Genomic DNA, 21,089 nt, shown 5'->3' on the forward strand with positions numbered 1-21,089 from the left:
TCAGCCGGCCCCGTCGAGCTCGGGGCCGCGCGTGACGTCGAGGCCGCCCGGCGCGCCCGGCGGCGGACCGACCGGGACGGGCCGGCCGGTGCGCGCCGCCTCGTAGATCGCCTCCATCAGGACCTGGTCCTGCAGCCCCTCCTCGCCGGGGGTGCGCGGGCGCCGATCCTCCTGGACGCAGCGGGCCATGTGGTCGATCTCCAGGGCGAACTGGTTCTTGGGCGTGAGGATGCGGGTATCCTGCGATTCCACCTGCCCGTCCGGCCGCGCGATCACGAGGCGCTGGCCCCGGTAGGCGAAGGCGTTCTGCAGGTCGATATCGGCCTTCTCGGTGTGAAGCTGGAGCCGGCGCGACTCGTGCACCCCGTAGCTCGTCATGCACTGGGCGATGAGATTCGAGGGGAAGCGCAGGGTGAAGGCGACCGATTCCTCGACCTCGGCGAATTTCGGATCGCCCTCGGGCGAGTGGATCTGCGCCGTCACCGAGACCGGCTCCTCGCCGGTCAAGGCGCGCACGCCGTTGAGGCAGTAGAGCCCGATATCCGGCAGGGCGCCGCCGCCGGCCAGCGCCTTCTTCAGGCGCCATTGCTGGGGCAGCCCGGTGGTCTGGCCGTTGAAGGCCTGGATCAGGCGCGGGCGGCCGAACTCGCCGGAGCGGGCGAGGCGCACCACCTCGCGGTTGTAGGGCTCGTACTGGCAGCGATAGGCGATCATCAGCTTGACCTTGGCCGCCGCGCAGGCCGCGATCATGTCCCGCGCCTCCGCCGAGGAGGCCGCCATCGGCTTTTCGCAGAGCACGTGCTTGCCGGCCTTGGCCGCGGCCAGCACGTCGCCGCGATGCACGGCGTTGGGCGTCACGATGTAGACCGCCTGGACCGCCGGGTTCTGCGCCAGGCGGTCCCATTCGTCGTATCCGTAGACCGCCTCCGGCGCGATGCCGTACTGCTCGGCCACGAGCTTCGCCTTGGCGGGGGTACCCGACATCAGTGCGACCACGCGGGCCCGCTTCGTCTCGCCGAAGGCCGGCAGGATCTCCTCCAGGCTGAGGCGCCCGAGGCCCACGATGGCGAAGCCCACGCGCTGGCCCGGCGGCATCGGCGCGGGCGGCGGCGGGGGCGCCCGGTCGCCGGGGCCGCGCCAGTTCGGGAACATCACCTTGCCGCCCTGCACCGCGCCGGTATCGGCCGGCACGGAGGGGCCCGGAAGCCCCGACTGCGCTCCCGCGCCCGTCGCCCCGAGGGCGAGGCCGGTCAGCGTCGCGCTGCCCGCGCGAAGGACGTTGCGGCGGGAAAGGGGGCGTTCATCCGTCATGTCGCTCGCTGTCGGTTCCGGCGGGTCTCCCGTCGGGAACGTCACGGCGAGAAACGCGGTTCCGGCGATCCGGGCGCCTGCGCCAACGGGAAGCCGGCCGGTTCAGGCCTCGTCGCCCCGCGCGGCCAGGCGGGCCCGCAGGGATTCGACCTCCGAGCGCGCCGCCCGAAGGTCGCGCATCAGTCCGATGGGGACGGGCACGGCGGCGGGCGGGTCCGGCACGAACTGGACGCCGACGCAATCGTCCCCCCGCCAGATCAGGCGCACCGTCCGGCTCTGCCGGGTCTTGTGGATGTGGAGATCGAAGACCTCCGGCAGCGGCACGCCGTCGCTCAGGGCGAGGCGCAACCCGTCCGGGCCGCGGTCTCGCACCAGGCAGGGGGTGTCGGAGACGTCCGGGGCGATGCGGATATCGGCGCCGAGGAGGCTCCGCGACCGGCTTCCGTTGCGACGCTCGCGGATGGGCGGAACCATGTGACCCTCTCCAGAAGTAGTAGGTGGGGTAACGTGGTTGTGAACCGCCGGTGCCGCCCGGCACAAGCGTCGGCGCGATCTTTCGTCCCGTAGGGTTAAGACGTCGTTCCGGTTAAGGCGTTCTGCCGGGCTCCCCGTGGCCGGTCGGACCCTCGACCTCGCCGCGCTGCTGCAGCACCAGGGCGACGAACCAGCACAGGGCGGCCCAGGCCGCGCCGACGCACCAGCCCGCGACCACGTCGCTCGGCCAGTGCACGCCGAGATAGATGCGGCTCAGGCCCACCAGCAGCGTCATCGACACCCCGACGGTGAGCACCAGGATCTTCACCCCGCGCTGGCGGTCGACGCGGGCGATCAGGCTCGCCAGGGTCAGGTAGGCGATGGCTGACATCATGGCGTGGCCGCTGGGGAAGCTCGCGGTGAAGACCTCCATCCCGTGGGGCACGAGGTCGGGCCGCGGCCGGTGGTAGAACAGCTTGAGCACCGTCGAGGCGATCTCGCCGCCGCCGATCGCCGCGATCACGAAGACGGCGATGCGACGGCGCCCGGTCATCGCCAGGTAGGCGCAGGCCGCCGCCGTCACGAACACGATGGTGAAGACGCTGCCGAGCCCGGTGATGTCGCGCATGGTCTCCTCGAGCCAGCGCGGCCCGATCGGGTCGGAGAGGTCGGCCGGATTCCGCAGCGCCAGCAGGACCTTGCGATCCAGCGCCGCGGTCGAGCCCTCGCCGACCTCGTTGGCCAGAGCGAAGAAGCCGTAGCCGAGGAGGCTCACCGCCAGCAGCGCCAGGACCGGGCCGACCTCGTTGAGGCGCAGCGCCAGCCGCAGGGCGTTCGCCCGGGTCACGAGCGGATTGTTGCGGTAGCCGGAGGGCAGGGCTTTCATGCGGGCGACTTCGCGAATGCGTCGATGAGGGGCCGGAGACTCCCGGCATAGCGGATCGGCGGGGTGGCCTCCATCCGGGCGAACGCCACGCGAGCGAACCTCGCGCTACCCGAACGCGAAGCTGGCACGGCGCTCCCAGGGACCGCCGAGGTAGCGCCAGAGCAGCAGGCCGGGCGCCGTGAACCGGAACGGCGTGAACGCCGCCTCCAGGTCGGCGTGGAGCGCCCGGGCGGTGGCGGCGTCGACCTTGTTCTGCACCGTGACGTGCGGGCGCCAGCCCTGCCGGTCCTGGGCGGTCAAGCCCTCGCCCAGGCCCTCGAACTGGTCGGCGAGGCGCGCCCGGAAGGCCGAGAGGGCGTCGGAGGCGAGCACGTAGGCGACGCCGCGCCCGGTGAAGCGCAGGCCCGTCACCGCCACCTCGGCGGGCGCCTGCGTCCGGGTCATCGCCGCCAGGGTCTCGACGATGCCCGGCTCGTCCGGGCCGGGCAGGTGGTGGAACAGGGTCGCGTGGGCGGGGATGTGGTTGAGCGCCTGCGGAAAGTGCCGGCGGCGCAGGCCGTCGAACCGCGCGAAGCTGTCGGGATCCATCGCCAGGGTGAGAATGAGGGGATCGGGCGTGGGCGTGTGGTCTGTCATGGTCCGATCCGGCGTGAGGCAGGGAGATGGCGCGGCCGGGGCCTGCGTCCAGGGCCTGCGTCCAGGGCCTGCGCTCGGGGCCTGCGTTCGGGGCTTGCGTCCGGGACTTGGGGCGCCGCCGCGGCGGCGATGCAGGCCGGCCCGGCGACGGCCCGAGGTGGTGACGGCCCGAGGTCGGCGGTGACACGGCGCGCCCTGTTCAGAGCCGTCCGAGCCGGCTAGAGAGCCCCGATGCGGCGCAAACACCGGGAAATCGTCCATGTGGGGCGCGAGGGCTGGCTCTTCCTGATCGGCGGCACCAATGGTGTCTTGGAGCAGTACCGCGCCACCCTGTCCCGGTGGTGGCGCCTGCGCGGCTGGGTCCGGCTCATCGAGGCGCGGGCCGCCCGGGCCCGGGCGCTCGGCATCCGCTACCTGCACGTGGTCGTGCCCGAGAAGCTCTCGGTCTACGACGACCGCACCCTGGACCTGCGCTTCGACGCGCGCCAGGCGCCCACCCGCGTGCTGGCCCGGCGCCTGATGAACAATCCCCACTACGTCGACCTGCTGGCCCCGATGCGGGCGGCGCGCGACGGGGCCGTGCCCCTCTACTACCGCACCGACACGCACTGGAACTACGAGGGCTGCCGCTTCGCCTACGGGGTGCTGATGCGGGCCTGCGGGGCCGTGCCTCCGGGCGACATCGATGCCCGCGAGCGCTACGAGACCACGCGGGTGCGCGATCTCGGCGAGAAGCTGCCCGAGAAGCCGATCGAGACCGCCAGCCACGTGGTGCTCGACCGGGACGCCCGGCGGACCTACGCCAGCCCGCTCGTCGCCGCCTACGAGGCCGCCGGGCGCGCGCCCGACCTCCATGTCGGCGCCCATGTCTGCTTCCGGAACGAGCGGCCGGACGTCGATCCGCGCACCCTGATGCTGTTCGGCGATTCCTACGCGCATTTCGCACCGATCATGCTCACCGGCATCCTGGCCGAGAGTTTTCGCGAGGTGCACTTCGTCTGGTCGTCGAGCATCGACTGGGCCTATGTCGAGCGGGTGCGGCCCGATCTCCTCGTGTTCGAGATGGCCGAGCGCTTCGTCACGCGCCTGCCCGACGACACCTTCGACATCGCGACCTACCAGAAGGGCAGGCATCTCGAGGCCGCCGCGCCGGCCGCGGCGGCGGAGGGGCTGTCCGCCGAGGCCTGAGCGCCCATCTTCCCGCGAACAGGCAACACGGGAAGGACGCATCATGGGGCTGCTCGTCGACGGCGTCTGGCAGGATACCTGGTACGACACCAAGGAGACCGGCGGCCGCTTCAAGCGCACGGACGCCAAGTTCCGGAACTGGATCACCGCCGACGGCTCCCCCGGTCCGAGCGGGGAGGGCGGTTTCCCGGCCGAGGCCGGGCGCTACCACCTCTACGTCTCGCTGGCCTGCCCCTGGGCCCACCGCACCCTGATCGTGCGCGCCCTGAAGGGCCTGGAGGAGGCGATCTCGGTCTCGGTGGTCGATCCCCACATGGGCCGTGAGGGCTGGGTCTTCGGCGACTCGCCCGGCGCCACGCCCGACACCGTCAACGGCGCGACCCGCCTCTACGAGGTCTACCTGAAGACCGATCCCGGCTTCACCGGCCGCGTCACCGTGCCGGTGCTCTGGGACCGGCAGCGCGCCACCATCGTGTCGAACGAGTCGGCCGAGATCATCCGCATGCTGAACGGTGCCTTCGGGGCGGCGGGGCCGGACCTCTACCCGGCCGACCTCGCGGGGGCGATCGATGCGGTCAACGCCCGCGTCTACGACGCCGTCAACAACGGGGTCTACAAGGCGGGCTTCGCCACCGACCAGGGCGCCTATGCGGAGGCCTTCACCGCGCTGTTCGCCGAACTCGACGCCCTCGAGGCCCGCCTCGACACGGCGCGCTACCTCTGCGGCGACCGGCTGACGGAGGCGGACATCCGCCTGTTCACCACCCTGGTGCGCTTCGACGCCGTCTATGTCGGGCACTTCAAGTGCAACCGCCAGCGCATCGCCGACTATCCCAACCTGTCGAACTACCTGCGCGACCTCTACGCCCTGCCGGGGGTCGCCGGCACGGTGAACCTCAGCCACATCAAGCGGCACTATTACGAGAGCCACCCGACCATCAATCCGACCCGCATCGTGCCCCTCGGGCCGGCCCTCGACTTCGCGGCCCCGAACGACCGCGCCGCGCGCTTTCCCGCCTGAGCGCGGGACCCTGCGCGCCCGCAGACCCTCGACGAACCGAACCGCAGCCTTACATCGGACTCATGATGCGCCTCCCGACCCCCCGCCTCGTCCTCGCCGCCGCCGCGCTCCTCGTCGCCGCGCCCGCCTTCGCCCAGACGGCCGTCAAGCTCGAGGGCCGCTGCGAGAAGCTCGTGATCGCCGGCAAGGACGTCTCGGCCACCTGCAAGAACACGCTGATGAACACGGTCTCGCGCAACCGCACGAGCTTCGATTTCGCGGCCGAGGGCCGGGCCCTGAGCTTCAGCGGCAACGGCGCCCAGCAGGAGCGCACGGAGGAGACCGACCCGCTCCAGCCGATCAACCTCGTGATCCCGAGCGAGACGACGAAGGACGGCGTGGCCCAGGGGCCCCTGGTCGCCGTCGGTTCCTGCACCTTCAGCACGCCGGAGCCGGGCAAGACCGCGATCACCTGCGAGGCGAACGCCGCCAAGGGGATCTACCAGGGCGTGTTCGTGACCGATGCCAAGGCGCCTGACGGGAAGACGCCGGAGGCGGGCGGCGGGAGCGCGCCGCGCTAGGCGCGCCGGTCGTCCTGCGGGCGGCGGGACGCGCCGGGCACGGGAGCCGGCCGAGCGGGGTTCGCCGGAGACGGAACCTGCGGAGACGGAACCTGCCGGAGACCCGGGGGCGATTGCGTGTGGACGTCCGCTCTGGTCCGAGCGCGCGGAGTTCCCATCTCTTGACGCAGGACGGGACGGGCGGACAGACCCGGCCACTCCCACGGATCGAAACGAAGCCTTCGAGGACGTCATGCTGAACGATGCGCCGGTGCCGGGCGGCCCCACCCCCACCAAGGACGTGACCACGGCGAGCTTCCGCCAGGACGTCATCGCCGAGTCGATGCAGCAGCCGGTGCTCGTCGATTTCTGGGCGCCGTGGTGCGGCCCGTGCAAGCAGCTCGCCCCCGTGCTGGAGAAGGTCGTCCAGGGCTCCGCCGGGAAGGTGAAGCTCGTCAAGATGAACATCGACGAGCACCCCTCCATCGCGGGCCAGCTCGGCATCCAGTCGATTCCCGCCGTGATCGCCTTCGACAAGGGCCAGCCGGTGGACGGGTTCATGGGCGCGGTGCCCGAGGCCCAGATCAAGGAGTTCATCGCGCGCCTGGCCGGCCCCGCCGGGCCGACGCCGATCGAGGAGGCGATGTCGGAGGCCGAGGCCCTCCTCGGGGTCGGCGACGTGGCCCAGGCCGCGCAGCTCTACGCCGCCGTGCTCGCCGAGGAGCCCGAGAACGTCGACGCGATCGCGGCGCTCGCCAAGATCCAGCTCGACCTCGGCGACCTCGAGAACGCCAAGGAGCTCGTGGCCATGGCGCCCGCCGACAAGGCCTCCCATGCCGGCCTCGCCAGCGTGCGCGCGGCGATCGAGCTCGCCGAGCAGGCGGCGGCGCTGGGCGACCTCGGCACCTTCCAGGCCCGGATCGAGGCCGACCCGAACGATTTCCAGGCCCGCTTCGACCTCGCGCTCGGCCTGAACGGCCGCAACCTGCGCGACGAGGCGGTGGACCAGCTGATCGAGATCGAGCGCCGGGACCGGACCTGGAACGAGGGCGCGGCACGCAAGCAGCTCCTCACCTTCTTCGAGGCCTGGGGCCTGATGGACAAGGCCTCGATCCGCGGTCGGCGACGCCTGTCGACCCTGGTCTTTGCGTGAGGCCGCGAACGAACCGCAGGGGGACACGATGAGCACGCATGCGGGCTACAAGGGACCGGCCGACTGCCCCGGGGTGATTCCGGTGTTCCCGCTGCCCGGTGCGCTGCTGCTGCCGCGCGGACAGATGCCGCTGAACATCTTCGAGCCGCGCTACCTCGCCATGATCGACGACGCCCTGCGCACGGACCGGATCATCGGCATGATCCAGCCGGACGTGGAGGCGGGCTCGTCGCCGATGACGCCGAAGCTCTTCCGCGTCGGCTGTGCCGGGCGGATCACGCAGTTCGCCGAGACTGGGGACGGGCGCTACCTCATCTCGCTCACCGGCATCGCCCGGTTCCGGGTCGAGAGCGAGCTCGCCACCACCACCCGCTACCGCCGCTGCCAGGTCTCCTACGACGACTTCGCCACCGATTTCGAGGCGCGGGCGGGCGAGGCGGCGGTGGACCGGGAGGGTGTGCTGAAGGCCCTGCGCGACTTCGTGGAGGTCAACGACCTCAAGGTCGACTGGGCCGGCATCGAGGAGGCGCCCAACGAGGCCCTCGTCAACGCCCTGTGCATGATGAGCCCCTTCGGCGCCCGCGAGAAGCAGGCCATGCTGGAGGCGGCGGACCTCAAGACGCGGGCCGAGGTCTTGATTGCGGTGACCGAAATGGAGTTGGTGCGCGGGTCGGGCTCCGAGCCCACCCTGCAATAGTCCGTTCCGCCAAGGAGACGCCACAGATGGCCGCTGACACCCCGGGCCCCGTCGAGGCCACCCGCGTCGACCCCAAGCTCCTCGAACTCCTCGTCTGCCCGCTGACGAAGGACACCCTCGAGTACGATGCCGGCCGCCAGGAGCTGGTGAGCCGCTCCGCGCGCCTCGCCTACCCGATCCGCGATGGCATCCCGATCATGCTGCCGGAAGAGGCCCGCGCCCTGACGGACTGAGGGGCTCCCCCGGCATGACCGATCGCCCGACCGTCGCCATCGTCGCCACCGGCGGCACCATCGCGATGAAGCACGATCCCGCCACGGGGGCGCCGGTTCCCGCCCTGACGGGGGCCGACCTCGCCGCGGCGGTGCCGCGCCTGGCCGAGCTCGCGCGGATCGAGGTGGTGGAATTCGCCAATGTGCCGAGCGCCTATATGGGGCCGGACCTCTGGCCGGACCTCAGCCGCACGGTGGCGGGCCTGCTCGCGCGCCCCGAGATCGCCGGCGCCATCGTCCTGCACGGCACCGACACCCTCGACCAGACCGCCTATTTCCTCGACCTGACGCTGGCGAGCGACAAGCCGGTGGTGATGGTGGGCGCCCAGCGCAACGCCTCCGAGGCGGATGCCGACGGGGCGCGCAACCTCCTCAACGCGGTCCGCCAGATCCTGGCCCAGGGCGCGCGCGCGGATCTCCGGGGACTGGGCGTGACGGTGACGCTCAACCACAACATCAACGCCGCCCGCGAGGTGCGGAAGTCCCACACCAACAACGTCGAGACCTTCCAGTCCGGCGAGGCCGGCTTCCTCGGCCATGTCGACGAGGACCGGGTGGTCTTCGCCCGCAGGTCCCTGCGCCGCCAGACCCTGCCGCTGCCCGACCGGCTCGCCCGGGTCGAGATCGTGGCGATGACGGCCGGCGGCGACGGGCGCCAGCTCCGCCACGCCGTGGCGGACGGGGCCGAGGGCGTGGTGATTGCCGCCTACGGCTTCGGCAACGTCAACGAGGCCCTCTACGACGCGGTGGCGGAGGCGATCGCCGCCGGCGTCACGATCGTGGTGGCGAGCCAGGTCCCGCACGGCCGGGCGCTTCCGGTCTACGGCTTCAAGGGTGGTGGCAGCACGCTGCGGGCGGCCGGCGCGGTCTTCGCCGACGACCTCTCGCCGGACAAGGCCCGGGTCCTGGCGCTGCTCGCCCTGCCGATCACGCGGGACCGCCAAGCATTGCAGGCGTATTACGACCGATAACGCCAAGCTTTGCCTCGGTCATGGCCCGTTCAGGCAGCTTCGGCAATAAGTCTCATCATCGAATTGTGGGGCCTGTCATAATCTTGCCGCTTCGGCGGATATGATCAGCGCATTCTCACTCCATCGCCTGCTTGCACAGCCGTTGCACCGCCCTGCGGTCGCGGCTCGGGCGGACGCTTTTTGCCGAAGGATGATGCATGTCCAAAGTTGCGGTGGTTCTGGCGCTCGGAGCCGGCCTGTCCTCGCCCGCGATGATCCCGGCCGCCGCCCGAGACGGCGGAAACTTCAACGGGACCTGGTCGGTGGAACTCGTCACCGAGAGCGGCATGGTCTGCGACAGCCGCTACACCTACGGGGTGTCGGTGCAGGAGGGGCAGGTGCGCCTCACCTCCGCGGCGGCCGGCGCCACCCTGAACGGCCGCGTCGGGCCGGACGGCACGGTCGGCCTCAACGTCTCGAACGGCACCGCCTCGGGCGCGGTCTCGGGCCGCCTCCAGGCCCAGAGCGGCGGCGGCACCTGGAAGGTCTCGTCCCTGTGCTCGGGCCGCTGGACGGCCCGGCGTCACACGACGCGGACCGCCCAGGCGGAGTAGGGCCGGGCGGGACCGCGCCGGCCCGAGGCGGGCCTCGGCCGCACGGCCCCGGGCATCCCCTCGCCCCGCTCAGGCGGCGAGAGGGGACAGCAGGTCTTCCGTTGCCAGACAGGTCGTCAGGCGGCCGCGAGCCACTGGCGCGCTTCCTCGATATGCGCGCGGTCGAAGGTCTTGATCTGGGCCGGCGAGACCTTGCCGAAGGTGTCGGCGATCATCCGCAGCCAGGAGGCGTCGGTCACCAGGGCGACGTGGCTGACGCCCTTCATCATGGCGAGGCCGAAGCGCGGGTCCTTGAAGAAGGCGGCCGGCTCCATGCCCTTGAAGTCGCGCACGTCCTCCAGCAGCTTGATCTTGCCGCCCTTGTCGAGATCGGCCTGCATGGCCGCGATCACGGTGTTCATCTCGGCATCGGTGATCTGGCCGTCGACCACGATCTCGGCGACGCTCGAATCCGGCTTCTTGGTGTAGGTCAGCACGTTGTGGCACTCCTCAGGGGGTCGAACGCGACCCGAGCGAACGTCGCGCCAGCGTTATAGGAAACTCTGCGGGTCCACGTCGATGGCGACCTTCACGTTGCCGCGAATCTTGGGGCCGCGCGCCAACCAGTCGCGCAGGTAGGTCTGCAGGTCGACGGCGCGCTCGGTCTTCACCAGCAGCCGGAATCGGTAGCGGCCGCGGATCAGCGCCAGCGGCGCCTCGGCCGGGCCGAGCACCATCACGCCGTCGGGCGGCTCGGCGGCCCGCGCCAGCGCCTGCCCGTGGGCCTCGGCCACCTCGCGCTCGTTGGCCGAGACGATCAGGGCGGCCAGGCGCCCGAAGGGCGGCAGGCCGGCGGCCTCGCGGGCGCCGATCTCCTCCTCGTAGAAGCGCTCCGAATCGCCCGAGAGCAGCGCGGCGATCACCGGATGCTCCGGCTGGTAGGTCTGGAGCAGGGCGCGCCCCGGCTTCTCGCCGCGCCCGGCGCGGCCGGTCACCTGCTGCAGCAGCTGGAAGGTGCGCTCGGCCGCCCGCGGATCGCCGGAGGTCAGGCCGATATCGGCGTCGAGGACGCCCACCAGGGTCAGGTGCGGGAAGTTGTGGCCCTTGGCCACGAGCTGCGTGCCGATCACGATGTCGCAGCCGCCCTCGGCCACGGTCTGGAGTTCGGCCCGCAGGCGCTCGGCCCCGCCGGGGAAGTCGCTCGACAGGACGATGACGCGCTTGTCGGGGAAGAGCTCGGCCACCTCCTCGGCGATGCGCTCCACCCCGGGGCCGCAGGGCGTGAGATTGTCGAAGGTGCCGCATTCCGAGCAGGAATCCGGGCGCCGCTCGGCATAGCCGCACTGGTGGCAGACGAGCGCCCGGCGGAAGCGGTGCTCCACCAGCCAGGTCGAACAGTTGCGGCACTGGTAGCGGTGGCCGCAGGCCCGGCACAGGGTCAGGGGTGCGTAGCCCCGCCGGTTAAGGAAGAGCAGCGCCTGGTCGCCCGATTCCACGGTCTCCCGCACGGCCGCCACCAGGGCCGGGGCGATGAAGCGCCCGCGCTCGGGCTTGTCGGCGCGCATGTCGATGGCGGCGATGTCGGGCAGGCGCCGGCCGCCGAAGCGCTCGGGCAGGAGGATGCGGCGGTAGCGCCCGCGCTCGGCATTGACCCGGGTCTCGATGGAGGGCGTCGCCGAGGCCAGCACCACCGGGCAGTTCTCGATCCGCCCGCGCACCACCGCCATGTCGCGGGCGTGGTAATGCACCCCGTCCTCCTGCTTGTAGGCGGCCTCGTGCTCCTCATCGACGACGATCAGGCCGAGATCCGCGAAGGGCAGGAACAGGGCCGAGCGCGCGCCCACCACCACGGCGATCTCGCCCGCCGTGACCCCGGCGCGGATGCGCTCGCGGCGCTTGCCCCCGATGCCCGAATGCCAGGCCGCCGGGCGGGCGCCGAAGCGCTCGGCGAAGCGGTCGAGGAACTGCGCGGTCAGCGCGATCTCCGGCATCAGGATCAGGGCCTGGTGGCCGCGGCGGACGCAATCGGCCACCGCCTCGAAATACACCTCCGTCTTGCCCGAGCCGGTGACGCCCTCCAGCAGCACGGTGGGCGCCTTCGCCTCGGTCCCCGGCGGCGGCACCTTGCCGTCCGCGGCGGCTGCCGGCAGGGGATCGCCGATGGCGTCCGTGGGCGCCGGCGCGTCGGGGGCCGGGTTCATCAGGGCGACGAGCTCCCGCACCGCCGCCTCCTGCGCCTCCGAGAGGGGCACGCGGGCGTGGTCCGGGTCCGGCGGCAGGGCGACGGGCTCGGGCGCCAGGGCCACCGCCTCGAGGGCGCCGTCGTCGATGAGCCCGTCGACGACGCTTAAGGAGACGCCCGCCTCCTTGGCCAGCGCGCTCTTGCCCCGCATCGCCCCGTCGGCCGCCGCCGCCAGCACCTTGGTGCGGGCCGCGGTCGGCCGGGCCGGGGTCTTGCCGGAGATGCGGACGCCGATCCGCACCGTCTCGGTGAGGGCCGCCTCGTCGGGCAGGCGCAGGGCCATGGCGAGCGCCGAGCCCTTCGGCGCCAGGGTGTAGCGGGCGAGCCAGTCCACGAGTTCGCGGAGCGCGTCGGGCAGGGCCGGCACGTCGATCCGGCCGGTGACGGCACGCAGGTTGGAGCCGCCGGGGCTCTGGCGCACGCCCCAGACCACCCCCACGGTCTCGCGCGGCCCGAGGGGGATCTGCACGACCTCGCCGACCGAGAGGTCGAGCCCGGCCGGCACGGCGTAGCTGTAGGCGCTGTCCAGCGCCAGCGGGATCAGGATCTCGGCGACGCAGGGCATCGGGCGGGTCTTTGACGGAACATAACCGGAATATAAGCATGCCGGAGGCAATGCGCGACCGCCGCGCCGCCGATCGTCGCCCGGAGGCGCCCCAGGATGGACGGACCCGAACCGCCGGCTCTCGGAACGACGGGCGATCCGGGTCCCGAGGGCGTGCTGCTCCTGCACGGCCTCGCCCGGCGGGCCGCCTCCCTGGCCCGGATGGAGCGCGCCCTCCGGGCCGCCGGGTTCGCGACGCTGAACCTCGATTATCCCTCCCGCACGGCGGATCTCGCGGATCTCGCAGGCATCATCGGACCGCCCGCCGCCGCCTTCGCGGCCTGGGTGCGGACTCTCCACGTGGTCACCCACTCGATGGGCGGGCTCCTCGCCCGGGCCTGGCTCCGCGAAGACCGGCCGGCCAATCTCGGACGGGTGGTGATGCTGGGGCCACCGAACGGTGGCAGCGAGGTCGCCGACCGCCTCCACACCCTGCGCGCCTATCGCCGGGTCTTCGGTCCGGCCGGCGCCCAATTGACCACCAAACCGGACGAAAGCCTGCGCAACCGCCTCGGCCCCGTCGACTTTCCCCTCGGGATCATCGCGGGCGACCGCACGCTCTATCCCCTGGAATCCTGGCTGATGCTGCCCGGTCCCGATGACGGCCGGGTCACCGTCGCGCGCACCCGGGTCGCCGGGATGGCCGACCACATCATCCTGCACACCAGCCACGGCCTGATGATGCGCAACCCCGCGGTGATCGCCGAGACCCTGCGCTTCCTGCGCACCGGAGGGTTTTCGCCGTCCGCCCGCGATGACACAAGGCGCGCATGAGCCTCGACGCGCCCCCGCCCGACCCCGTGCCGCCGCGCCTCGACCTGCGTGGCATCGGGCTGCGCTTCGGCGCGGTGCGGGCGCTGGCCGACGTCTCGCTCCAGGTCCGGCCCGGCGAGATCCTCGCCCTGCTCGGCGATTCCGGCTGCGGCAAGAGCACGCTCCTGCGCGCCATCGCCGGGCTGGAGCAGCCCGAGACCGGCACGATCCGCCTCGACGGCGCCCTGGTGAGCGAGGACGGCCGCGGCGTCGCCCCCGAGGCCCGCGGGGTCGGGCTGATGTTCCAGGACTACGCGCTGTTCCCCCACCTGACGGTGGCGGAGAACGTGCGCTTCGGCCTTCATGGCAAACCCGCCGCAGAGGCCCGCGCCCTGGCCCAGGCCCGGCTGGAGCAGGTCGGCCTCGCCGACCGGGCCGGGAGCTATCCGGGCACGCTCTCGGGCGGCGAGAGCCAGCGCGTGGCGCTGGCCCGGGCCCTCGCCCCGGGGCCGCGCGTCCTCCTCCTCGACGAGCCGTTCTCGAACCTCGACCGGCGCACCCGCGACCGGGTCCGCGACGAAACCCTAGCTGTGCTGCGCGCCAGCGGCGCCACCACGCTCCTCGTCACCCACGACCCCGAGGAGGCCCTCGGCTTCGCCGACCGCATCGCCCTGATGCGGCGGGGACGCATCGTGCAGGTCGGCACCGGGCCGGACCTGTATCACCGCCCCGCGACGCGCTTCGCCGCCCGCTTCCTCGGCGACTGCGTCGAGTTCGACGCCACCTGCCGCGCCGGCGCCGTGGCGACGCCGTTCGGGCCGGTCCCGGCCCCGGGCCACGCCGAGGGCGCCGCCGTCACCCTCTGCCTGCGCCCGGAGGCGATTCGCCTCGGGGCGCCGGACGCGTCCCTCCGGGCCGTGGTGCGGGCGCGCCGCTTCCTCGGGGCGGGCGCCCTCCTGACCCTGACGGCGGAGGGGCTGCCCGAGCCCCTGCGCCTGCCCGTTCCGGCGGACGACCCGCGCCGGGAGGGGGAGGCCGTGGGCCTGAGCCTCGAGCCGCGACACGGCTTTATTTTTGCGCGCGGGACGGATTAAAAGACGGGCGCGGTCGAAAGTCCTGTCCGGCGCGCGGCTTTAGTTTTGAATTGTTTTAAGTCCAGAACATCGTGCTTGTGTTTTTCTCGCCGATGCTTCTGAACACCCGCCACGTTTTGACGGGAGGGTGTCGACCATGGCGGGTGGGATCAAGGCAATCGGGATCGCGGGCGGGATCGCGGGCCTCGCGCTGGCGGGCCTGATCGGGACGGCCGCGGCGGCCGAGGTGAACCTCTACACCACCCGCGAGCCCGGCCTGATCCGGCCCCTGCTCGACGCCTTCACGGCCAAGAGCGGCGTCACCGTCAACACGGTCTTCGTCGAGAAGGGCCTCGCCGAGCGCGTGGCGGCCGAGGGCGCCCGCGCCAAGGCCGACGTGCTGATGACCGTCGACGTCGGCAACCTCATCGACCTCGTCGACCGCGACCTCGCCCAGCCGGTGCGCTCGGGCGTGCTCGAGGCGGCGGTGCCCGCCACCCTGCGCGATGCCGAGGGCCGCTGGTTCGCCCTCTCCATGCGGGCCCGCGTGCTCTACGCCGACAAGGACCTCGCCGACCTCAAGGCCGCCACCTACGAGGGGCTGGCCGACCCGAGATGGAAGGGCGGCCTCTGCCTGCGCTCGGGCCAGCACCCCTACAACACGGCCCTCATCGCCCATCACCTCGTCAAGCACGGCCCGGAGAAGACCGAGGCCTGGCTGCGCGCCCTGAAGGCCAACCTCGCCCGCAAGCCCGCCGGCGGCGACCGGGACGTCGCCCGCGACATCCTCGCCGATACCTGCGAGATCGGCCTCGGCAATTCCTACTATGTCGGCCTGATGCGCTCGGGCCGCGGCGGCCCCGAGCAGCAGAAGTGGGGCGAGGGCATCAAGGTGGTGATGCCGACCTTCACGGGGGGCGGCACCCACGTAAACATCTCGGGCGCGGTGGTGGCCAGGAACGCCCCCAACCGCGACGAGGCGGTCAAGCTCCTCGAATACCTCGTCTCCGACGAGGCCCAGGGACTCTACGCCAAGGCCGATTACGAGTACCCGGTGAAGGCCGGCGCGCCCATCGACCCGCTGCTCACGGCGCTGGGCCCCCTGACCATCGACGCCGTGCCGCTCGTGGAGATCGCCCGCAACCGCAAGGCGGCGAGCCTCCTCCTCGACACGGTGGGCTTCGACAACTGAGGCCCGCCCGCCCCCCGGTCGTCGGACAACGCCCTTGAGACCAGCATGACCGGGGCCATCCCCGCCCTCCCGCTCACCGGCCGCCCGCGCGGCCTCGCCTGGAGCGCCGCCGCGCTGGCGCTCTGCGCCCTGGTGCTGAGCCCGGTCGTCGCCCTCGTGATCGCGGCGGGGGACGGCGTCGGCGGCGGGGCGGGCGGGGCGCTGTGGCCGCACCTCGTCGCCCACGTGCTGCCGCAGGCCCTGCGCGACACCGCCCTGCTGCTGGCCGGCGTCGGCGTGCTGGTGGTGGTGCTCGGGGCGGGCTGCGCCTGGCTCGTGGCGGCCTACGACTTCCCCGGCCGGCGCCTCCTCGAGGTGGGGCTGCTGCTGCCGATGGCGGTGCCGACCTACATCGTCGCCTTCGCGTATCTCGACCTGATGCACCCGATCGGCCCGGTGCAGACGACCCTGCGCGACCTCCTCGGCTATGCCCGCCCGCGCGACTTCGTGCTGCCGGAGATCCGCTCGCTGCCCGGCTGCATCCTGCTCCTCGGCTTCGTGCTCTACCCTTACGTCTACCTGCCGACCCGGGCGCTGTTCCTGATGCAGGCCGCCAACCTGATCGAGGCGGCGCGGATGCTCGGGCGCCGGCCCTCGGCGATCTTCCTGCGCGTCGCCCTGCCGATGGCGCGCCCGGCCATCGCCCTCGGGGCGAGTCTGGCCCTGATGGAGGCCCTGAACGACATCGGCGCGGCGGAATTCCTCGGGGTGCGCACCCTCACGGTCCAAGTCTACGCCACCTGGGTCAACCGCCAGGACCTCGCGGGCGCCGCCCAGATCGCCCTCGTGATGCTGGTGGCGGTCGTCGCCCTGGTGGCCCTGGAGCGCTGGGCCCGGGCCGGGCGCGGCTTCTCGGGGGGCGCCCAGCGCCCGCGCCGCCTCGCCCGGCAGCGCCTGACCGGCCCGCGCGCCGGGGCCGCCCTGGCCCTCGGGCTGGTGCCCGTGGCGATCGGCTTCGCGATTCCGGCGAGCTACCTCGTGGTCTCCGCGCTCCGGCGTCTCCGGCGCAGCGGCCTGCCGGAGACGATCCTGCCCGAGATCGGCCACACCCTGCTCTATGCCGGGGCCGCGACCGTGATCGCCGCCGCCATCGGCTTCGTGGTGGCGGCGGGCCCGCGCCTCGTCCCGCGCCGCTGGGGCGAGGCGCTGATCCGGGTGGCGAGCCTCGGCTACGCCCTGCCGGGCGCGATCCTGGCCATCGGCCTCCTCGGCCCCCTGGCCCTCGCCGACAGCGCCCTCTCGGCCGGGACGACGCAGCTCTTCGGGGTCGCCCCGGCCCTGATCGGCCTCGGCACCGGGGGCGCCCTCGTCACCGCCTATCTCGTGCGCTTCCTCGCGGTCAGCATCGGCACCTGCGAGGCCGGCCTCGGCCGGGTGCCCCGCAGCCTGCCCGATGCCGGGCGGATGCTCGGGCGCGGCCCCGGCGCGACCCTGTGGCGGGTCCAGCTGCCCCTGGCCTGGCCGGCGGTACTCAGCGGCGCGCTCCTGGTGTTCGTCGACTGCGTCAAGGAATTGCCCGCGACCCTGCTGCTGCGTCCCCTCAACGTCGAGACCCTGGCGACCCACCTCTACGGCGAGGCCGCGCGCGGCACCTACGAGGACGGCACCGTGGCGGCCCTGCTCATCGTGGCGGTCGGGCTCGTGCCCGTGGCGATCCTGCTCCGCCTCGGCACGCCGCGCAGCGAAGCCGGCGCAGAACCCGCCGATCAGCGCTTGACGCGGCCGCGCCCCTCGCCCTAGAAGGCCCTCGGTCCGGGTGCGTAGCTCAGCGGGAGAGCATTCGCTTCACACGCGAAGGGTCACAGGTTCGATCCCTGTCGCGCCCACCACTTCCCTCGAAGCCTCCCCGCCGCTTCGACGTTTCCCCTTCGGAACAGCGACACCAGCACCAGGCCGACGCGCATCGGCAGGCAGCCGAGGATGCGCCAGAGCCCCGCCCTGGGCTGGGCGACGCCGAGCCATCCCGATGGTCGAGCGGCGTCGCGGCCGCGATGGCGGCCGTCACGGTGATCCCGGTGAGGATCGCCGCGCCCGAGCGCTCGGCCGGGACGATCGTCGCCAGCACGGAGAGCCCGCCCAGGGCGCCGCCGATCCGGATCGCGCGCCGCCGCGGGCGAGGACCGGCGCGGCTAGCAAGGCTTTCGGCGCCCGCGCGAAATCTCAGGCGTCGGCGGCGGCCCGGACCTTCGGCGCCCCGGCCCGGCGACGGGGCGCGACCAGCAGGACCAGGGCGCCGGCCGCCATGCAGACGATCGATCCGGCCAGCACGCCGACCTTGGTCTCGGATTCGAGCTCGGGCGCGTCGGCGAAGGCCAGGAGGCCGATGAACAGGCTCATGGTGAAGCCGATCCCGCAGAGGAGCGAGACGCCGTAGACCTGCATCCAGCCGGCCCCCGCCGGCCGCTGGGCGAGCCCGAGCTTCACCGCCGCGAGGACGAGGCCGAACACGCCGATCTGCTTGCCGAGGATGAGGCCGAGGGCGACCCCGAGGGTGACGGGTTCGAGCAGCATCCCCGGCGTGAAGCCCGCCAGCGACACGCCCGCATTGGCGAAGCCGAAGATCGGCAGGATCAGGTAGGCCGACCAGGGATGCAGGGCGTGTTCGAGCCGGTGCAGGGGCGAGGTCGGGTCGTCCGGCCGGCCCGGGCTGGGCCGCAGGGGAATCGTCAGGGCCAGCAGGACGCCGGCCACCGTGGCGTGCACTCCGGATTTCAGGACGAGGAACCACAGCGCCGCACCGAGGACGAGGTAGGGCGACAGGCGGCGGATGCCGGCCCGGTTCAGGCCGTAGAGCACCGCCAGGATCACGGCCGCCCCGCCCAGCATCGGCAGGGACAGGCCGGCCGTGTAGAACAGCGCGATGATGAGCACCGCGCCGAGGTCGTCGATGATCGCCAGGGCGGTCAGGAAGACCTTGAGCGAGACCGGCACCCGGGAGCCGAGCAGGGCCAGGATGCCGAGGGCGAAGGCGATGTCGGTGGCGGCGGGAATCGCCCAGCCGCGGAGGGTCTCCGGCGAGTGCCGGTTCACCGCCACGTAGACCAGGGCCGGCGCCGCCATGCCGCCGAGGGCGGCGAGGCCGGGCAGGATCCGGTCCGGCCAGGTCCGCAGTCGCCCGTCCAGCGTCTCGCGCTTGATCTCGAGGCCGACGAGCAGGAAGAACAGCGCCATCAGCGCGTCGTTGATCCAGTGCAGGACGCTCAGGCCCCCGACCTTGGCCTGCAACGCCGCGAAGTAGCCCGCCCCCAGGGGCGAGTTCGCGACCACCAGCGCGAGGGCCGCGCTCGCCATCAGGACGAGGCCGCCGCCGGCCTCGCTGGTGAGCATCGACCGGAAGGCCGAGAACGGCCGGCGGAGCGGGGAGGGGGCGTGCATGGCCCTCGCTTTACAGGAGCCGGTCCGGGACACCAACGCCCCGGGGCCGAAACCGGGTCGTCCCGAGGCGCGTCCCGGCCCCGGGGCCGCGCCGCGGTTCAGCGCAGCCCGGCCGAGCGGGTGCCGCCCTCGCTGCGCGTGCCGCCGTCGAACACCGTGCGGCAGCTGGGGCTGAGGCTCGCCCGGTTCACCTTCATGCACGACACGATCCGGTCGCGGTCCGGCACGGCGCTCAGGCACAGGCGCATGACGTCGCCGCGGCACAGGGCGGCCTGTTTCTCCTCGCCGGCCCGGGCGCCGGTGGCCGCGAGCGCGGGCAGCACGCAGCAGGCGGCGAGAGCGATTCGGCCGACCATGGGCATCTCCAGATCCGGCCCGGACGTCCGGCGCGCGGGTCGGGTCGGACCGAGGCTGCCGACCATCCCGCCTGCAATGCGGACCGGCCGGCTAAGTTCCTCGGCGCGCGATCCGGGGGGCGGCCCCCCGCCCGGCCCGGCCTCAGGTGATCGGAGCGGGGTTGAACAGCGTCAGGTCGTTGAACAGGCCCCAGCGGTCGGACCAGGGCCGCTTGCGCCCGCTCGCCACGTCGAGGATCAGGTGGAACAGGTCCCGGCCGGTCTCCTCGATGGTCGCGTGGCCCGTGGCGATGCGGCCGGCATCGAGGTCGATCAGGTCGGACCAGCGCTCGGCCAGCTCGGTGCGGGTGGCCACCTTGATCACCGGGGCGTGGGCGAGGCCGTAGGGGGTGCCGCGCCCGGTGGAGAAGACCTGGAGGGTGATGCCCGAGGCGAGCTGGAGGGTGCCGCAGACGAAGTCGCTCGCGGGGGTCGCGGCGAAGATCAGGCCCTTCTCGCGGACCCGCTCGCCGGGGGCGAGGACCCCCGTGATGGCCGAGGAGCCGGACTTGGCCACCGAGCCCAGCGCCTTCTCGACGATGTTGTTGAGGCCGCCCTTCTTGTTGCCCGGCGACGGATTGGCCCGCCGGTCGGCGCCGCCCTTCGCCAGGTAGTCGTCGTACCAGGCCATCTCGCGGATCAGCGCGTCGGCGACCTCGGGCGTCGCGGCCCGCGGCGTCAGCAGGTGGATGGCGTCGCGCACCTCCGTCACCTCGGAGAACAGCACCGTGGCGCCGCAGCGGACCAGCAGGTCGGCGGCATGGCCGAGGGCCGGGTTGGCCGTGACGCCCGAGAAGGCGTCGCTGCCGCCGCATTGCAGGCCGACCACGAGGTCGGAGGCCGGGCAGGTCTCGCGCCGGCGCCGGTCCAGCACGGCGAGGCGGGCCTCCGCCATGGCCATGATGCTGTCGAGCATCATCCCGAAGCCCGCGTGGCGCTCATCCTGCAGGCGCACCACGCCGCCATCCGCCGCCGTAGGGCCTTCCGGCAGCAGCCGCTCGGAGACGAGCTTCTCGCAGCCGAGGCCGACCACCATGACCTCGCCGCCGAAATTCGGGTTGCGGGCGAGGCTCTGCAGGGTGCGGATCGGGATCACCGCCTCGGGGGCGTTGATGGCGACCCCGCAGCCATAGGCGTGGGTGAGGCCGACGACGTCGTCGACGTTGGGGAAGCGCGGCAGCAGCTCCTGCTTGATCCGCCGGATGGCGACGTCGAGGGTGCCCGCCACGCATTGCACGCTGATCGAGATCGCCAGGATGTTCTTGGTGCCGACCGAGCCGTCCGGGTTGCGGTAGCCCTCGAAGGTGTAGCCGTCGAGGGGCGGCAGGGGGGCGGGCACGCGGGTCGCCTTCTCCAGGGCGTCGAGGTCGGGGGCCACCGGCGTCTCGACGCGGGATTCCTCCACCCAGGACCCCCGGGGCAGGGGGCGCAGCGCGATGCCCACCCCCTCGCCGTAGCGCACCACCATGCCGCCCTGCGGGATGTCGGCGAGCGCCACCTTGTGGCCCTGCGGCACGAATTCCAGCAGGGTCAGGCCGTCGGCGAACACCGTGCCGGCGGGCAGGCCGAAGGCGTTGACCACGATGGCGACGTTGTCGTCCGGGTGCAGGCGCAGGGTCCGGGGCGTGTCGCCGGCCTGCCTGGGATCGGTCGCGGGTTCACCGAGCATGGATCGCGTTCCCTCAAACCTCGGGCC

The 21,089-nt window shown here is 72.7% G+C and carries 21 protein-coding genes and 1 tRNA gene; 13 read left to right on the top strand and 9 right to left on the bottom strand.

Going from position 1 to position 21,089, the window contains the following annotated elements:
- The 4 genes from ACXJY8_RS20180 to ACXJY8_RS20195 all read right to left on the bottom strand — a co-directional run bounded on the left by ACXJY8_RS20180 (position 1) and on the right by ACXJY8_RS20195 (position 3,307).
- Entirely contained in the window at positions 1-1,311 is a 1,311-nt protein-coding gene (locus tag ACXJY8_RS20180) for a Gfo/Idh/MocA family protein (protein WP_463772773.1), read from the bottom strand.
- 102 nt (positions 1,312-1,413) lie between these two features.
- Positions 1,414-1,785, bottom strand: a complete 372-nt coding sequence (locus tag ACXJY8_RS20185) for a hypothetical protein (RefSeq protein WP_463772775.1) — start codon at positions 1,783-1,785, stop codon at positions 1,414-1,416.
- Between the two features lie 112 nt (positions 1,786-1,897).
- The gene (locus ACXJY8_RS20190; RefSeq protein ID WP_463772779.1) at positions 1,898-2,671 is read right to left on the bottom strand and encodes a phosphatase PAP2 family protein; all 774 of its coding nucleotides are present in this window, start codon (positions 2,669-2,671) and stop codon (positions 1,898-1,900) included.
- 105 nt (positions 2,672-2,776) lie between these two features.
- Positions 2,777-3,307: a 2'-5' RNA ligase family protein gene (locus ACXJY8_RS20195; RefSeq protein ID WP_463772782.1), complete on the bottom strand. Its 531-nt coding sequence runs from the start codon at positions 3,305-3,307 to the stop codon at positions 2,777-2,779.
- 231 nt (positions 3,308-3,538) lie between these two features.
- Between ACXJY8_RS20195 and ACXJY8_RS20200 the strand changes: the two genes are divergently transcribed.
- The 8 genes from ACXJY8_RS20200 to ACXJY8_RS20235 all read left to right on the top strand — a co-directional run bounded on the left by ACXJY8_RS20200 (position 3,539) and on the right by ACXJY8_RS20235 (position 9,741).
- On the top strand, positions 3,539-4,495 hold the full coding sequence (locus ACXJY8_RS20200) for an alginate O-acetyltransferase AlgX-related protein (protein WP_463772784.1): 957 nt from the start codon (positions 3,539-3,541) through the stop codon (positions 4,493-4,495).
- A 43-nt stretch (positions 4,496-4,538) separates the two neighbouring features.
- Complete coding sequence (locus ACXJY8_RS20205; protein WP_463772786.1) at positions 4,539-5,516, top strand: glutathione S-transferase family protein; 978 nt, start codon at positions 4,539-4,541, stop codon at positions 5,514-5,516.
- A 65-nt stretch (positions 5,517-5,581) separates the two neighbouring features.
- On the top strand, positions 5,582-6,076 hold the full coding sequence (locus ACXJY8_RS20210) for a hypothetical protein (protein WP_463772788.1): 495 nt from the start codon (positions 5,582-5,584) through the stop codon (positions 6,074-6,076).
- 232 nt (positions 6,077-6,308) lie between these two features.
- Positions 6,309-7,208, top strand: coding sequence for a thioredoxin (gene trxA, locus ACXJY8_RS20215; RefSeq protein ID WP_463772791.1), 900 nt, complete (start codon positions 6,309-6,311; stop codon positions 7,206-7,208).
- A 28-nt stretch (positions 7,209-7,236) separates the two neighbouring features.
- Positions 7,237-7,905: an LON peptidase substrate-binding domain-containing protein gene (locus ACXJY8_RS20220; RefSeq protein ID WP_463772793.1), complete on the top strand. Its 669-nt coding sequence runs from the start codon at positions 7,237-7,239 to the stop codon at positions 7,903-7,905.
- 26 nt (positions 7,906-7,931) lie between these two features.
- The gene (locus ACXJY8_RS20225) at positions 7,932-8,138 is read left to right on the top strand and encodes a Trm112 family protein (protein WP_463772795.1); all 207 of its coding nucleotides are present in this window, start codon (positions 7,932-7,934) and stop codon (positions 8,136-8,138) included.
- Between the two features lie 14 nt (positions 8,139-8,152).
- A complete protein-coding gene (locus ACXJY8_RS20230; protein WP_463772798.1) occupies positions 8,153-9,148 on the top strand; it encodes an asparaginase in 996 nt (331 codons plus the stop codon).
- A 197-nt stretch (positions 9,149-9,345) separates the two neighbouring features.
- On the top strand, positions 9,346-9,741 hold the full coding sequence (locus ACXJY8_RS20235) for a hypothetical protein (RefSeq protein ID WP_056476981.1): 396 nt from the start codon (positions 9,346-9,348) through the stop codon (positions 9,739-9,741).
- Between the two features lie 116 nt (positions 9,742-9,857).
- Here the strand turns inward: ACXJY8_RS20235 and ACXJY8_RS20240 are convergent, their stop codons facing one another.
- Together ACXJY8_RS20240 and ACXJY8_RS20245 are read right to left on the bottom strand one after the other, a co-directional pair.
- Positions 9,858-10,217, bottom strand: coding sequence for a SpoIIAA family protein (locus ACXJY8_RS20240; RefSeq protein ID WP_463772803.1), 360 nt, complete (start codon positions 10,215-10,217; stop codon positions 9,858-9,860).
- Between the two features lie 54 nt (positions 10,218-10,271).
- Positions 10,272-12,527, bottom strand: coding sequence for a primosomal protein N' (locus ACXJY8_RS20245; RefSeq protein ID WP_463772806.1), 2,256 nt, complete (start codon positions 12,525-12,527; stop codon positions 10,272-10,274).
- A gap of 96 nt (positions 12,528-12,623) precedes the next feature.
- On the opposite strand from ACXJY8_RS20245, the gene ACXJY8_RS20250 reads away from it, so the two are divergent.
- The 5 genes from ACXJY8_RS20250 (at position 12,624) to ACXJY8_RS20270 (ending at position 17,452) form a co-directional block, all read left to right on the top strand.
- Positions 12,624-13,340 carry an alpha/beta hydrolase gene (locus tag ACXJY8_RS20250; RefSeq protein WP_463772810.1) on the top strand — a complete coding sequence of 239 codons (717 nt, stop codon included), beginning with the start codon at positions 12,624-12,626 and terminating at the stop codon, positions 13,338-13,340.
- Complete coding sequence (locus ACXJY8_RS20255; protein WP_463772813.1) at positions 13,337-14,413, top strand: ABC transporter ATP-binding protein; 1,077 nt, start codon at positions 13,337-13,339, stop codon at positions 14,411-14,413. The genes ACXJY8_RS20250 and ACXJY8_RS20255 overlap by 4 nt, the downstream gene beginning before the upstream one ends.
- 136 nt (positions 14,414-14,549) lie before the next feature.
- A complete protein-coding gene (locus tag ACXJY8_RS20260) occupies positions 14,550-15,584 on the top strand; it encodes an extracellular solute-binding protein (protein WP_463772817.1) in 1,035 nt (344 codons plus the stop codon).
- A gap of 45 nt (positions 15,585-15,629) precedes the next feature.
- A complete protein-coding gene (locus tag ACXJY8_RS20265) occupies positions 15,630-17,363 on the top strand; it encodes an ABC transporter permease (protein WP_463772822.1) in 1,734 nt (577 codons plus the stop codon).
- 14 nt (positions 17,364-17,377) lie between these two features.
- Positions 17,378-17,452: transfer RNA gene (locus tag ACXJY8_RS20270), tRNA-Val, on the top strand.
- Positions 17,453-17,783: 331 nt separating this feature from the next.
- Here ACXJY8_RS20270 and nhaA read toward each other — a convergent pair.
- The 3 genes from nhaA to garD form a co-directional block, all read right to left on the bottom strand.
- Positions 17,784-18,998, bottom strand: a complete 1,215-nt coding sequence (gene nhaA / locus ACXJY8_RS20275; RefSeq protein WP_463772826.1) for a Na+/H+ antiporter NhaA — start codon at positions 18,996-18,998, stop codon at positions 17,784-17,786.
- A gap of 98 nt (positions 18,999-19,096) precedes the next feature.
- Positions 19,097-19,354 carry a hypothetical protein gene (locus ACXJY8_RS20280; RefSeq protein WP_463772829.1) on the bottom strand — a complete coding sequence of 86 codons (258 nt, stop codon included), beginning with the start codon at positions 19,352-19,354 and terminating at the stop codon, positions 19,097-19,099.
- A gap of 142 nt (positions 19,355-19,496) precedes the next feature.
- Positions 19,497-21,062, bottom strand: a complete 1,566-nt coding sequence (garD, locus tag ACXJY8_RS20285) for a galactarate dehydratase (protein ID WP_463772832.1) — start codon at positions 21,060-21,062, stop codon at positions 19,497-19,499.
- Positions 21,063-21,089 lie beyond the last annotated feature (27 nt).

Source organism: Methylobacterium sp. TK31 (assembly GCF_055361545.1).

What these genes read in the sequence shown, in the direction of transcription:
- ACXJY8_RS20180 (WP_463772773.1), bottom strand. Translation starts at nt 1,311, where the DNA reads ATGACGGATGAACGCCCCCTTTCCCGCCGCAACGTCCTTCGCGCGGGC.
- ACXJY8_RS20185 (WP_463772775.1), bottom strand. Translation starts at nt 1,785, where the DNA reads ATGGTTCCGCCCATCCGCGAGCGTCGCAACGGAAGCCGGTCGCGGAGC.
- ACXJY8_RS20190 (WP_463772779.1), bottom strand. Translation starts at nt 2,671, where the DNA reads ATGAAAGCCCTGCCCTCCGGCTACCGCAACAATCCGCTCGTGACCCGG.
- ACXJY8_RS20195 (WP_463772782.1), bottom strand. Translation starts at nt 3,307, where the DNA reads ATGACAGACCACACGCCCACGCCCGATCCCCTCATTCTCACCCTGGCG.
- ACXJY8_RS20200 (WP_463772784.1), top strand. Translation starts at nt 3,539, where the DNA reads ATGCGGCGCAAACACCGGGAAATCGTCCATGTGGGGCGCGAGGGCTGG.
- ACXJY8_RS20205 (WP_463772786.1), top strand. Translation starts at nt 4,539, where the DNA reads ATGGGGCTGCTCGTCGACGGCGTCTGGCAGGATACCTGGTACGACACC.
- ACXJY8_RS20210 (WP_463772788.1), top strand. Translation starts at nt 5,582, where the DNA reads ATGCGCCTCCCGACCCCCCGCCTCGTCCTCGCCGCCGCCGCGCTCCTC.
- trxA (WP_463772791.1), top strand. Translation starts at nt 6,309, where the DNA reads ATGCTGAACGATGCGCCGGTGCCGGGCGGCCCCACCCCCACCAAGGAC.
- ACXJY8_RS20220 (WP_463772793.1), top strand. Translation starts at nt 7,237, where the DNA reads ATGAGCACGCATGCGGGCTACAAGGGACCGGCCGACTGCCCCGGGGTG.
- ACXJY8_RS20225 (WP_463772795.1), top strand. Translation starts at nt 7,932, where the DNA reads ATGGCCGCTGACACCCCGGGCCCCGTCGAGGCCACCCGCGTCGACCCC.
- ACXJY8_RS20230 (WP_463772798.1), top strand. Translation starts at nt 8,153, where the DNA reads ATGACCGATCGCCCGACCGTCGCCATCGTCGCCACCGGCGGCACCATC.
- ACXJY8_RS20235 (WP_056476981.1), top strand. Translation starts at nt 9,346, where the DNA reads ATGTCCAAAGTTGCGGTGGTTCTGGCGCTCGGAGCCGGCCTGTCCTCG.
- ACXJY8_RS20245 (WP_463772806.1), bottom strand. Translation starts at nt 12,527, where the DNA reads ATGCCCTGCGTCGCCGAGATCCTGATCCCGCTGGCGCTGGACAGCGCC.
- ACXJY8_RS20250 (WP_463772810.1), top strand. Translation starts at nt 12,624, where the DNA reads ATGGACGGACCCGAACCGCCGGCTCTCGGAACGACGGGCGATCCGGGT.
- ACXJY8_RS20255 (WP_463772813.1), top strand. Translation starts at nt 13,337, where the DNA reads ATGAGCCTCGACGCGCCCCCGCCCGACCCCGTGCCGCCGCGCCTCGAC.
- ACXJY8_RS20260 (WP_463772817.1), top strand. Translation starts at nt 14,550, where the DNA reads ATGGCGGGTGGGATCAAGGCAATCGGGATCGCGGGCGGGATCGCGGGC.
- ACXJY8_RS20265 (WP_463772822.1), top strand. Translation starts at nt 15,630, where the DNA reads ATGACCGGGGCCATCCCCGCCCTCCCGCTCACCGGCCGCCCGCGCGGC.
- nhaA (WP_463772826.1), bottom strand. Translation starts at nt 18,998, where the DNA reads ATGCACGCCCCCTCCCCGCTCCGCCGGCCGTTCTCGGCCTTCCGGTCG.
- ACXJY8_RS20280 (WP_463772829.1), bottom strand. Translation starts at nt 19,354, where the DNA reads ATGGTCGGCCGAATCGCTCTCGCCGCCTGCTGCGTGCTGCCCGCGCTC.
- garD (WP_463772832.1), bottom strand. Translation starts at nt 21,062, where the DNA reads ATGCTCGGTGAACCCGCGACCGATCCCAGGCAGGCCGGCGACACGCCC.